This is a genomic window from Oxalobacteraceae sp. CFBP 8761 (assembly GCA_014841595.1).
Lineage (GTDB): Bacteria > Pseudomonadota > Gammaproteobacteria > Burkholderiales > Burkholderiaceae_D > Telluria.
In genome coordinates this window covers 804,405-817,357 of sequence record JACYUE010000002.1, presented here as the reverse complement: position 1 = coordinate 817,357, position 12,953 = coordinate 804,405, and the positions used below count along the sequence as shown (strand labels likewise).

At 66.6% G+C, this 12,953-nt stretch carries 9 protein-coding genes and 1 tRNA gene; 1 reads left to right on the top strand and 9 read right to left on the bottom strand.

Annotated features, from left to right (window positions below):
* Nucleotides 1-101: 101 nt before the first annotated feature.
* Nucleotides 102-176: transfer RNA gene (locus IFU00_15970), tRNA-Arg, on the top strand.
* Nucleotide 177: 1 nt separating this feature from the next.
* On the opposite strand, the gene IFU00_15965 is transcribed toward IFU00_15970, so the two are convergent.
* The 9 genes from IFU00_15965 to kdsB form a co-directional block, all read right to left on the bottom strand.
* Nucleotides 178-702, bottom strand: coding sequence for a MarR family transcriptional regulator (locus IFU00_15965; protein MBD8543781.1), 525 nt, complete (start codon nucleotides 700-702; stop codon nucleotides 178-180).
* A gap of 7 nt (nucleotides 703-709) precedes the next feature.
* Nucleotides 710-2,347: an AMP-binding protein gene (locus IFU00_15960; protein ID MBD8543780.1), complete on the bottom strand. Its 1,638-nt coding sequence runs from the start codon at nucleotides 2,345-2,347 to the stop codon at nucleotides 710-712.
* A 126-nt stretch (nucleotides 2,348-2,473) separates the two neighbouring features.
* On the bottom strand, nucleotides 2,474-3,136 hold the full coding sequence (locus IFU00_15955; GenBank protein ID MBD8543779.1) for a response regulator: 663 nt from the start codon (nucleotides 3,134-3,136) through the stop codon (nucleotides 2,474-2,476).
* Between the two features lie 44 nt (nucleotides 3,137-3,180).
* Entirely contained in the window at nucleotides 3,181-7,416 is a 4,236-nt protein-coding gene (locus tag IFU00_15950; protein MBD8543778.1) for a response regulator, read from the bottom strand.
* Between the two features lie 435 nt (nucleotides 7,417-7,851).
* Nucleotides 7,852-9,627: a gamma-glutamyltransferase gene (ggt, locus tag IFU00_15945; protein ID MBD8543777.1), complete on the bottom strand. Its 1,776-nt coding sequence runs from the start codon at nucleotides 9,625-9,627 to the stop codon at nucleotides 7,852-7,854.
* Nucleotides 9,628-9,734: 107 nt separating this feature from the next.
* Nucleotides 9,735-10,493: a 3-hydroxyacyl-CoA dehydrogenase gene (locus IFU00_15940; protein MBD8543776.1), complete on the bottom strand. Its 759-nt coding sequence runs from the start codon at nucleotides 10,491-10,493 to the stop codon at nucleotides 9,735-9,737.
* 108 nt (nucleotides 10,494-10,601) lie between these two features.
* Entirely contained in the window at nucleotides 10,602-11,171 is a 570-nt protein-coding gene (locus IFU00_15935) for a hypothetical protein (protein ID MBD8543775.1), read from the bottom strand.
* Between the two features lie 179 nt (nucleotides 11,172-11,350).
* A complete protein-coding gene (gene adk, locus IFU00_15930) occupies nucleotides 11,351-12,007 on the bottom strand; it encodes an adenylate kinase (GenBank protein ID MBD8543774.1) in 657 nt (218 codons plus the stop codon).
* A gap of 186 nt (nucleotides 12,008-12,193) precedes the next feature.
* Entirely contained in the window at nucleotides 12,194-12,946 is a 753-nt protein-coding gene (gene kdsB / locus IFU00_15925) for a 3-deoxy-manno-octulosonate cytidylyltransferase (GenBank protein ID MBD8543773.1), read from the bottom strand.
* Nucleotides 12,947-12,953: the final 7 nt, after the last annotated feature.

Sequence of the window (12,953 nt, the reverse complement as noted above, 5' to 3'; positions counted from 1 at the left end):
ATTGCAACCGGTTCACGGTACCAGCCCGCCCTGCGGGGCCTGCCCGCCGGACTGCAGGCTTGCCCTGCTTCGCGCCGTCAGCACCTGGCGGCGCGGGCGTCCTCCCCGTAGCACAATGGATAGTGCACATGCCTCCTAAGCGTGGGATACTGGTTCGATTCCAGTCGGGGGGACCAGCTACACGCCGTCATCTACCCGCAAACTGCGCTTCATCGTCGACAACAACGCGATCATCGTCGCCTTGTCTTCCGCCGCCACGTCGGCCAGCATTTCCTCGATCCAGCGCTCATGCACGGCCGCCATCTCGTCGAACGCCGCGCGCCCCGCTGGCGTCAGCTTGACCGCCGATGCGCGCCGGTCGTTCACATCCTGCACCCGCACCACGAGCTGCTCGCGCTCGAGCTGATCGGTAATCCCCGTGATATTGCCGCCGGTGACCATCATGCGCTTGGACAGTTCCCCCATGCGCAGGCCGTCCGGATGCCGCTGGAGCTGCGCCATCAGGTCGAAGCGCGGCAGCGTGATGTCGAACGTCGTGCGCAGGCGGCTGCGGATTTCGTTCTCGATGCGCGTCGTGCACGACAGCATGCGCAGCCACAGGCGCAGCGATTGGTGATGTTCGTCCGTCAGGCGGCTTTCCATGTCCAGCTCGGCTGCCCCGCCCATCGCTGGGTCTTGTTCACGTCCATCCACTTCCTGCATGCTGTCCTCAATCTGCGTTCGTGCGTAATTTAAAGCGTTGTAGTTTACCGGTTTCGGTGCGAGGCAGTTTTTCCTTGAACAAAATGGCCCTTGGGTACTTGTACGGCGCGATCTGCGCCTTCACGAATTCCTGCAGTTCGCAGGCCAGATCCGCCGACCCCACCTGCCCTGCGCGCAGCACGACGTGGGCCTCAACCACCTGCCCGCGCTCGGGGTCGAGCCGCCCGACGACGGCGCACTCGGCCACCGCCGGATGGTGCAGCAGCACTTCTTCGACTTCAGCGCCGGCGATGTTGTAGCCGGCCGAGATGATCATGTCGTCCGTGCGTGAGCGGTAGTAGAAATAGCCGTCGGCGTCCATTTCGTAGGCGTCGCCCGTGATGTTCCAGCCATCCTGCACGTAGTCGAGCTGGCGCTCGTCGTCCAGGTAGCGGCAGCCGGTCGGGCCTTTCACGGCCAGACGGCCGATCACGCCTGGGCCGACAGGTACGCCGTCGGCATCGAGGATGCAGGCCTGGTAGCCCGGCACCGGCTTGCCGGTCGCGCCTGGCCGGATGGCCGCGCCCGCGCTGGCAATGAAAATGTGCAGCAGTTCGGTCGCGCCGATCCCATCGATCATCGCCAGCCCGGTGGCCGTCTGCCAGGCCGCGCGCGTGGCCAGCGGCAGCGGCTCGCCGGCCGACACGCTGGCGCGCAGGCTGGTCAGGTCGAAACGGTCCGCCTGCGCCGCCATCAGGCGATAGAAGGTGGGCGCCGTGAAGCACACGGTGGCGCGGTAGTCGGCGATGGCCGCCAGCAGCGCCTCGGGGCTCAGGCGTTCGAGCAACACGCCCGCGCCACCGACACGCAGCGGGAACAGCAGCAGGCCGCCCAGCCCGAACGTGAACGCCAGCGGCGGTGTGCCGATGAAGATATCGTCGGCGCGCGCCTCCAGCATGTGGCGCGGGAAGCAGTCGCACACGGCCAGCACGTCGCGGTGGAAGTGCATGGTCCCTTTCGGGATGCCGGTGGTGCCGGAGGTGAAACTGATCAGGCAGACGTCGTCGCGCGCAGTGTCGGCAGCGATGAACGGGGCGTCGTGGCGGGCCATGCGTTCTTCCAGCGCATCGGGTGCAGCGGGCGCCGGCGTGCCGAACACCACGACCGGCACCTTCAGGCCGAGCGCATCGACTTCGTCCACCAGACCATCGGCGCACAGTACCGCATTGATGCGCGCCTTGTCGGCGATGGCGCCCAGTTCGCGTGCGCGCAGCAGCGGCATGGTGGGCAGCACGATGCAGCCGGCCTTGATCACGCCCAGGATGCAGGCCGCCATCATCGGACAGTTCGCGCCGCGCACCAGCACGCGGCTGCCGGTGACCAGCCCAAGATCGTGGCGCAGCACGTGAGCGATGCGGTCGGCCTGCGCCAGCAATTCGGCGTAGGTCAGGCGTTCGCGCGCGCCGATCAGCGCCGTGCGCGCGCCCCAGCCGCGCGCGATGGCGTCATCGAGCAGCGCACTCGCGCAGTTCAGGCGCTCCGGGTACTGCAGCTCGGGGAGATCGAACAGGAAGTCGGGCCAGGTGTCCCGCGGCGGCAAGTGCGCGCGCGCGAAGCCATCGGTGTGGCCGGAGGGGCACAGCGCTGCACTGGTGACGTCGTTCATGGCGTGATCCCCGGCTGACAACGAAGCAGTCGACCGGCAGCGCCGGTCAGGCAACACCCGCAGGATACTGTAAGTCCAAAGCACACCGGCAGCAAGGAACTTTGTCAGGCAGGCAGGCCGTCGGCATCATGCACGCGCCGCGCGCTCGATCTGGCGCATCACCGCTGCCTGCGCCTGCGCCAGGCCTGCCGCCAGCGGCGCCCGGCCCAACGCTTCGGCGGCGCCGTGCAGGCCGAGCATGGTACAGCCGGCGCGCAGGCGCGCAAGCTGTTCGGCGCCCTCTGCGCCTTCGGCCAAACCACCCTGCGCCGCCTGCACCTGGCGCGCCAGGCCATCCAGATACACACGTAGACGCTCGATGTCGATGCCAAGCCGGCGCACGACGGCGTCCGGAGCCTCGTCATTCGCGTCGTTTGCATCGGCCGGCGGGAACAGGCGCTCGAACTGGACGCGCACGTCGTCGTGGCGGAATGGCTTGACGATGTAGCCGCTGGCGCCGGCCTGCGCCGCCTCGTCCATCGTGGCGCTGTCGGACGCCGCCGAGACCAGCACGAACGGCAGCGCGGCCAGCAGCGGGTCGTGACGCACGCGCTGCAGCAGTTCGAGGCCCGACAGGTGCGGCATGCGCAGGTCGCAGAACACGATATCGGGCCGCAGGCCCGCTTCGAGCTGACGCCAGGCATCGGCGCCATCGTCGGCTTCGACGATCGCATGGCTGCCGCAGCTGTCCACCAGATGCATCAGCATCATGCGCGCCACCACGTCATCGTCGACCACCAGCACGTTCATCACGTCTCCACCAGATTCGTCAGAACCTGCATTATAAGCAGGTGTCAGGACGGGGCGCCCGTTTCGAAGGCATCGAGGAAACTGGCCAGGACCGGCAAGCCCGCGCGCAGGCGCTGCGCGTCGCGCCCGTCGGCGGCCGCTTCCAGTTCGGCGCACAGCGTTTCCAGCACCGGCTCGGCCAGATAGGTGGCGCTGCCGCGCAGCCCGTGCAGGACCCGGCCCGCGGCCTCGAAATCGTCGCTTGCCAGCGCGGCGTCCAGCTCGGCGCGCCGGCGCGGCAGGTCGTTGCAGAATGCAGCGCGCAGGCGCAGCCCCAGAGTGTCGGCGCGCGCGGCAGGCGGCGCCGGCGCCGCCACACCGAACAGCGCATCGAGGGCAGCCGGCGTAGGTGCGGCCGGCGCAGGTGCAGGTACAGGCCCGTCCTCGATCAGCGGCAGCACGAACCCGCGCTGCAACTGACGTTCGATCGCGCGCGCCAGTTGCAGGTGCAGCGCCGCTTCGTCGATCGGCTTGGTCAAAAACGCGTCCATGCCGCAGGCCAGATAACGTGCGCGGTCTTCGCCGCTGGCGTTGGCAGTAAGCGCCACGATCATCACGTGCTGGTCTAGCACCGGCGCATCGTGCGGGCCGCCGGCGCGGATCAGGCGCGTGGCGCTGGCGCCGTCCATCTCGGGCATGCGGCCATCCATCAGGATCAAATCGTAGCGCTTGCGGGCGCACGCTGCCACCGCTTCGACGCCGTTGTCGACGATGTCGATCGCATGCCCCATCTCCTCGACCATCAGGCGCGCGATGATCTGGTTGGTCGGGAAATCCTCGGCGCATAAAATCGCCAGCCGGTGGCTGTGCGGCGCGCGCGTCACGTGCGGAACGTGGGCCGGCGCGACGCCGTCGCGCAGCGGCAGCAGCACGGAGAACACACTGCCCTCGCCTTCGACGCTGCTCACGCCGATGGTCCCGCCCATCAGCTCGACCAGCTGGCGGCAGATCGCCAGGCCCAGGCCCGTGCCGCCGTAGCGGCGCGTGGTGGTGGTGTCGGCCTGCTCGAATTTCTGGAACAGGCGCGGCAAGGCCGCTGCCGGAATGCCGATGCCGGTATCGCGCACCGTGAAGCGGATCATGTGGTGGTTGCTCACCCCATGCTGGTCGCTGGGCCGGCATTCGACATGGATCGTCACACCGCCCCGGTTGGTGAATTTGAAGGCATTGCCCACCAGGTTGACCAGCACCTGGCGCACGCGGGTCGGATCGCCCGCCAGGTAGCGCGGCACGTTGTCATCGACCAGCACCGAAAACGCCAGGTCCATCATGGCCGCCTGCTCGTCGAACAGGCTGGCCACATTGCGTATCTTGGCGTGCAGGTCGAAGTCGATCCGTTCCAGGGTCAGCTTGCCGGCCTCGATCTTGGAAAAATCGAGCAGGTCGTTGATGATCCCCAGCAGGGCCTGGGCATTGGCCTGGCCGCGCAGGATCTGCTCGCGCGTGTTCTCGCGCAGCGCCAGGTCGCGCAGCGCAAAGCCCAGCATGCCGATCACGCCGGCCAGCGGCGTACGCATCTCGTGGCTCATATTGGCCAGAAATTCGGACTTCTGGCGCGTCGCATCCTCGGCGCGCTCCTTGGCCTGGCGCAGCACTTCCTCGTTGTCCTGCAAGGCGCGGTAGGCGCGCGCCAGCTCGTTGCTCTGGTGGCGGCCACGCCGCTCCTGCTCGCGCAGTTCCTCCGTCTGGAGTTCGAGCATGCGGTTCTGCTGCTCGACCTGCTCGGTGCGCGCGCTCACCTGGTGCTCGAGACGCTCCTTCTGGTGGCGCAGGCTCGCAAAGCGGATGCGCATGCCCAGATAGATTGCGCCGCATATCAGGATGATCATTCCGATCCGGAACCACGCCGTACCCCACGGCGGTGGCTCGATCGTGATCGCCAGCGCGGCCACGTCTTCGCTCCAGACATCGTCCTTGTTGGCCGCGCGCACCCGGAACACATAGGTGCCCGGATCGAGATTGGTGTAAGTGGCAAAGCGCTTGTCAGCGCCGGCATTGACCCAGCCCGCATCGAAACCGTCGAGACGGTAGGCGAAGCGGTTGCGCTCGGGCGCGGCGAAATGCAGCGCCGCGAATTCGACCGTGATCACGGCGGCGTCGGACGGCAGCGTGATGGCGCTCGCGTGCTCGATCGGTCCCGGCAACAGGCCCGGGAATACCTTCTCTACCGGCTGGTTGAATACCTGCAGCCCGGTGATGGTCGGGCGCGGCGGGATGCGGTTGTCGTGAATCGCGCGTGGATCGAACGCGGTCAGGCCATTGAAGCCGCCGAAATACAGCGTGCCGTCGCTCGTCCTGAGCGCCGCCGTGTCGAAGAATGCGCCCTCGCTGATGCCGTCGGCGGCCGTGTAGCTGCGCCAGCGCCCACTGGCCGGGTCGAAGCTCGAGATGCCGCTCGACGTGCTGGTCCAGATGCGGCCGTCCGCATCTTCCAGGATGGCCGACACCGAATCGTCGACCAGGCCATCGCGCGTGGTATAGCGCGTGAAACTCAGAGCGCCGTCCGGTCCGGTGGCCATGCGATTCAGGCCCACGCCGGTGCCGATCCAGATGTCTCCGCGGCTGTCTTCGAACAGCGACTGCACTTCGTTGTGGCTGAGGCTATTCGGGTCGAATGGATCGTGGCGGAAGTGGCGGAACCGCCCGCTGGTGCGATCGAGCAATTCCAGGCCCGAGACCGTGCCGACCCAGAAGCGTCCGCGGCGGTCTTCCAGCAGCGGCCGCACGGTATCGTCCGACAGGCTGGTCGCCTTGGCCGGGTCATGCCGCAGACTCGTGAGTGCGCGGGTGCCGGCCGCCATGCGATGCATGCCGCCGCGCGTGCCGATCCAGATCACATCGTCGCGATCGACCAGCATCGAGCGCACTTGGTTGGCGTCGGCGTCGCCCGGCAGCATGTAGCGCCGGAAGCGCCGCGTGGCAGGATCGAAGCTCGTCACGCCCGAGCGGCTGCCGATCCACAACAGGCCGGCGCGATCGCGCACGATGGCCGCTGCCGGCACGTCGATCAGGCTGTTGGGATTGTCCTTCTCGTGCCGGTACACGTCGGCCTTGCCGGTGGCCGGATCGAACCGGTGCAGCGCCGTGGACGAACCGAGCCACAGATGGTCGCCGTCCTGCAGCAGCGCGCGGATCTTGTTGTCGGCCAGCGAATGGGCATCGCCGGGACGGCCGACGATGCGGGCAAATCCACCGCCGCCCAGGTCGACACGCGAGACGCCGCCATACCAGGTGCCGGCCCAGAACGTACCGACGTCGTCGCGGTACAACGCCGAGACATAATTGTCGCCCAGGCTGTGGCGATCGGCGACCGCATGGCGAAACACGTCGAAGCGGTCGCTCTGCGCACGCCAGCGATACAGCCCGTCGTCATGCGTGCCCGCCCACACCGTGCCGTCGGCATCCTGGCGCAGGGTCGTGATCCATTCGTTGCCGACGCCGTCGCCTGCCCCGAAGCGGCGCGGCGCGCCCTTGCCCGGCCCGCCCGGGCCGTGGCGTTCGAGCCCGCCATAGCGGCCTACCCACAGCCGCTGCTGGCTGTCGACCAGCAGTGCGTGTACGGGAACCGCACGCCCGGCCAGGTCCGACGCATGGTGCTCGATGCGCTGGCGATCCGCGCTCAAACTGTCCAGTCCTGCCGCGCTGCCGATCCAGAGGCGCCCGTCGCCGCCCAGCGCCAGCGCCTGGATCCCGTCGCCGCGCAGCGTGCGCGGATCGTTCGGGACATGGTGCCAGACGGTGAACTTGCCGGTGTCGATGTCGAAATACTGCAACCCGTCGGCGGTGCCGATCCACAGGCCATCCTGGCCATCGCTGATCATCGTCTTGATCTGGCGGTTGCCGGCCCCGCGCCGCGCCGGCTCGTTGGGCGCATACAGCGTGAAGCTGCGGGTGGCCGGATCGTAGCGATTCAGGCCGCCGTCGGTGCCCACCCACATGCGTCCGTGGCGATCGAGCAGCATCGCGCGCACCCAGTTGCTGGCCAGGCTGCGCGGGTTGCCGATCTCGGTGCGGTAGTTGACGAAGCGGTAACCGTCGTAGCGCGACAGGCCGGACTGGGTGCCGAACCACATGAAGCCGTCCGCATCCTGCAGGATCGACAGCACCGACTCCTGCGCCAGACCGTGCTGCACCGACAGGTGCTCGAAACGCAGCGTCGGTTCGGGCGCCGCAGCGCGCGTGAGGGGTGCGCACAGCGCGGTCAGCGCCAGCAGCGCCAGGAGCAGGAACGTGCGCAGCATCGTCACGCCGCAAACAAGGCCAGCACATCGCCGCGCCGCGCGGCGTGCAGAATCCCGCCCCGGCAGGCGTCGCGCGCACCTTCTTCTGTCACGCCCGGTCTGGTTTTCTGTTTGTTCGTCACGCCAGCAGGTTAGCAAATTCTGCTTGTCTTGAGGCAAATATGGGATGGAAATGGCAAGAATTTGTCGCAGATTGTCGCTTGTGTGCCCCAACCGCGCTGGATCGCTGCCACCTGACGCCTGGTCTTGCGAAACGCCAATATCGTGACGCTTGTACCGGCCGAGAATCCCGTCTTTCATCCAACCTTGGAGTGGGATGGACGAATCTGGATCTGGATACGCTGCCGCGAACGCTTCGCTACGCGTTCGGAACCCTGCGTCTCACAAAATAAAAAAAGCCGGCACATTCAAGCCGGCTTTCTCTCGAGCGCTACGTCAATCGCCTCTGGCAACACCTTCGCGGCGCGGATCGGCGCCGCCGAACCACATCGGCACGCCTTTTACCATCACACGCTCGATGCCGTGCAGGCCCGATGTCTGCTCGCTGACCCGGATCGCGTGGCCCCGTGCGCGCAGCACGTCGAGCGTGGCGTCGGGGAAGCGGCCCCGCTCCAGTTCGGTAGGACCGTTGCGGCTGCCGAAGTTCGGCAGCGCGATCGCCTGCTGCACGTTCAGGTCCCAGTCGAGCGTACCCACCAGCACCTTGGCCACATAATTGATGATGGCCGGGCCGCCCGGCGAGCCGATGGCGAGCACCAGCTTGCCGCTGGCGCGGTCGAACACGATCGTCGGCGACATCGCACTGCGCGGCCGCTTGTTCGCTTCGACGCGGTTGGCCACCGGGCCATCGGCGTCGCGCGCGCTGAACGAGAAGTCGGTCAACTGGTTATTCAGCATGAAGCCGTCGACCATCTGGCGTGAGCCGAACGCGTCTTCGATCGTCGTCGTCATGGCCAGGCCGGCGCCATTGCCGTCGACGACCGAGACGTGCGAGGTCGACGGCGTCTCGATCGCGTTGTCGGTGCCCCACGCTACTTCCATCCCGGGCGGCTTGCCGGCCTTGGCCTCGCCCATCGAGCGTGCGCCCACCATCCCGGCGCGCGCCGTCAGGTAGCCCTTGTCGATCAGGCTCGGGATGCCACGGCCTGGCAGCGGCACGAAGTCGGCGTCGGCCGCGTAGCGGTTGCGGTCGGCGTAGGCCAGGCGCCCTACTTCCGAAAACACGTGCACGGCGTCTGCGCCGGGCACGCCATCCTTCGGCGCGAGCGCCTTCATGTCGAAGGTCTCGAACATGCCCAGCATCTGGGCCACGGCGATCCCGCCCGACGACGGTGGCGGCATGCCGCACACGGTGTAGGTGCGGTAGTCGCTGCAAACCGGCGTGCGGACCTTGGGGCGGTAATCGGCGATGTCCTTGGCCGTCAGCAGCCCTGGATTGGTCGGGTGCGCAGCCACTTTGGCTGCAATGTCGCGCGCGAAGCGGCCCGTGTAGAACACGTCGGCGCCGCCGGCGGCAATCTCGCGCAGCGTGGCGGCCAGCGCCGGGTTCTTCAGGACGTGGCCAACCGGCCATGGCTTGCCGGCCGCGTCATAAAAATAGGCAGCGGCAACCGGGTCCTTGATCAGGAAGGTCTCGCCAGCGAGCATCTTGTGCATGCGCGGGCTGACCTTGAAGCCTTGCTCGGACAGGCGGATCGCCGGCGCGAACAGCGCCTTCCATGGCAGCTTACCGTGCTGGCGATGCGCCAGTTCCAGCATGCGCAGCACGCCCGGCGCGCCGACCGAGCGCCCGCCGACCACGCCTTCGGTGCGCGACAGCGGCGTGCCGTCGGGCCGTTCGAACAGGTGCTCGTCGGCCTTGCTCGGCGCGGTTTCGCGGCCATCGAACGCCTGCGTCTGCTTGCCATCGTAATGGACCATGAACGCGCCGCCGCCGATGCCCGACGATTGCGGCTCGACCAGCGTCAGCACCAGTTGCGTGGCAATCGCGGCATCGATGGCGGCCCCGCCCTGGCGCAGGATCTGGTAGCCGGCCTCGACCGCCAGCGGATTGGCGGCGGTGACCATGTACTTCTTGGCCTGCCAGCCATTTTTCTCGGTGTAGCCGGTCGCCGCTTCGGGCGCGGCCTGCAGTGAATCCTGGGCCCACAGGGGCGGCGTCGTCGCGCCGGCCAATGCCAGGGCGAGCGCAAGCTTGCTGAGTGTGTTCAAACGGTTCTCCAAAATAGCAAACGGGCGCGTGACCTTAGGCCAGGCGCCCGACATCGAAGACATGCTACAGCATCTTCGACATGCTTTCAGGACACGTCCCCGAAGAACTACTTTGGCTGCATGCGGATCGCGCCATCCAGGCGGATCGTCTCGCCGTTGAGCATCACGTTTTCGATGATGGCGCGGGCCAGGTGGGCGAACTCCGTTGGCAAACCAAGGCGCGGTGGGAACGGCACCATCTTGCCCAGCGAATCACGGACTTCCTGCGGCATGTTCATCAGCATTGGCGTCTCAAAAATGCCCGGCGCGATCGTCATCACGCGGATGCCGTTGCGCGACAGGTCGCGCGCCATCGGCAGCGTCAGGCCGGCCACGGCCGCCTTGGACGACGCGTAGGCTGCCTGCCCCATCTGGCCGTCAAAGGCGGCAACCGATGCGGTGTTGATGATGATGCCGCGCTCGCCGTACTCGGCCGGCTCGGTCTTGCCCATGGCCTCGGCAGCCAGGCGCGCCATATTGAAGGTACCGACCAGATTGATGTTCACGGCGCGCTGGAACACGTCCAGCGGGTGCGCGCCATCCTTGCCGACGGTCTTGACGGCCGGCGCAACGCCGGCGCAGTTGACCAGGCCGCGCAGCGTGCCCAGACCAATAGCCGCATCGATGACAGCCTGCGCATCGGCTTCCTGGGTGACGTCGCAGCGGACAAACTGGCCTTTCAGCTCGGTAGCCAGTGCCTGGCCCGCTTCGGCCTGGACGTCGGCGATGACGACGGTCGCGCCATTCGCGGCGAGCATACGCGCGGTGGCCGCGCCAAGACCGGACGCGCCGCCGGTGACAATGAAAACGTTATCCTGGATGTGCATGGTTGTCCCTTGTGAAAATTCTTGTACCGCTATTTTGCCCGGCTTTAACGTTTACGTAAACGTAAAGTGGGCACATCAAGAACGTTCGGGACGACGAGTGCAGTCAGTTCAGAAGCACTGCACCGTGGTGCCACTGCGGTTGCACAGGCGACCGGCGCTGTTCACGCTCGAGCTGCCCACGGCGCCGGCAGTAGTGGCGCCGGTGGTATCGGTGCAGGTTGCGCCGATGCACGGGGCGACCTGGCTGGTCGTTGGCACGACCGGCGTCGGCGCGCCCGTGGCTGGAGCGACAACCGTCGGGGCATTCGGCGACGCCAAGCGCCCCGCACTATCGATCTGCTGCTGGACCGAGCGGCGCGCGACCGGTTGCACGCCCTGCTCCTGCTGCGTCTTCGGTGCTGGCGTTGGCTGTGGACGCACGTTCTGCGGCGCCGGATGCGTGGCCGGGTCGATGTCCTTCAGGCGCGATGGCTCCTGGCGGCCCGTGGCTTTTTCTTCCTGGGTTTTCGGCTGCATGTCGATCGGCGCAGCCGGCGTCGAGGTTTGCTGGCCGTCGAGAGATGGACGGTACGTCTCGCCCGTGGCGGGCTGACCCTGGGTTGCACCTGTCGTCTGGGCGCCGGCGCTGGCAGCGGCAAACGCCAGCAGCATGGCGAGGATGGTGTTGTTCTTGTTCATGGGAGATCTCTCAGGGTTGTAGACAGATAACTTATTATCGTCTTGCCAACCCGCACACGGCGCACGGGAAACAATTGCTCACAATTGTACGGCGTAATGACAATCACAGGCCCGAAATGCAGCGATCCCGCGCAGGCAGGGCCGGCGCGGGATCGCTGGGGTGGTACTGGACGGACGACTTATTCGGCCAGCGCGGCAAACGCGTTGTCACGCACCTGCTCGACCGGGCCGACGCCCGAGATGCGGCGGTATTTTGGCGCGCCTGGCAGGCCCGACTCGGCCCACTTGCCGTAGTAACCGAGCAGCACCTTGGTCTGGTTGTGGTACACCTCGAGGCGCTTCGAGACGGTTTCTGCCTTGTCGTCGTCGCGCTGGATCAGCGGCTCGCCCGTGATGTCATCGGTATCGTCGACTTTTGGCGGGTTGAACTTGACGTGGTACACGCGACCCGACGCAGCGTGCGAGCGGCGGCCGGTCATGCGTTCAAGGATCATGTCGTCCGGGACATCGATCTCGAGAACGTAATCGATGTTCACGCCGCTGTCCTTCATCGCTTCGGCCTGCGCAATGGTGCGCGGGAAGCCGTCGAACAGATAGCCGTTCTGGCAGTCTGCGTCCTTCAGGCGCTCTTTGACCAGGCCGATGATGATGTCGTCCGACACGAGCTGGCCGGCATCCATCACTTTTTTGGCGGCCAGGCCCAGTTCAGTCCCTGCCTTGATCGCCGCGCGCAGCATGTCGCCGGTCGAGATTTGGGGGATGCCGAACTTTTCCTTGATGAAGTTGGCCTGGGTGCCCTTGCCGGCACCGGGTGCTCCTAACAGAATGAGACGCATGAGTTTCCTGAGATTCTAGAAAATAGAGAAAAGTAAAATGGCGAATACGGTGATCTTTTTGATATGGCGCAGACTTCGTTGAGACGGAAGTTACCACAAAAGTTGGCGTAAAAGCCAGCCGCAAGCCGTTGCAGTGAGGATATTTGATCCTGCGCAGACGGCCCGGCTATACGCTTGCGACGTGCGTCAAGACGTGTAATGCAGGCGTACGCGCGCCAGATCGTCGGGGGTGTCGACGCCCGCTGGCGGTGCGCTATCCGTGATATGCACGGCGATCGGCACACCGTGCCACAGCACGCGCAGCTGCTCCAGCGCCTCGATCGACTCGAGCGGCGACACTGCCATGGCGGGATACGCCTGCAAGAACGCATTGCTGTAGGCATACAGGCCAATGTGACGCAGCGGCGCATAGCCGGCAGGCAGCGACTCGAGCGTCTGGGCGAACGCATCGCGGTGCCAGGGAATCGTGGCGCGCGAGAAATACAGTGCGCGCCCGTTCTTGTCGAGCACGACCTTGACGACGTTCGGGTTGAACACGTCGGCCGCATCGAGAATCGGATGCGCGCAGGTGGCCATCGGGATGTCGGCGCTGATCCGGGCGGCACAGGCCGCCAACAGGCGCGGGTCGATCAATGGTTCGTCACCCTGCAGGTTGACGACGACGTCATCCGGCGCCAGGCCCAGCACGTGCGCCACTTCGGCGATGCGGTCGGTGCCCGACGGGTGATCGGCGCGCGTGAGCACGGCGCTCACGCCATGCTCGGCGCAGGCGGCGGCAATATCCGCGTGGTCGGTGGCGACGATGATCCGGGTTGCGCCCGATTCACGCGCCCGTTCGGCCACGCGCACCACCATCGGCTTGCCGCCCAGGTCGGCCAGCGGCTTGTTCGGCAGGCGGGTCGATGCCAGGCGCGCCGGGATGATGACGGTAAAGTTCATGCAGGCC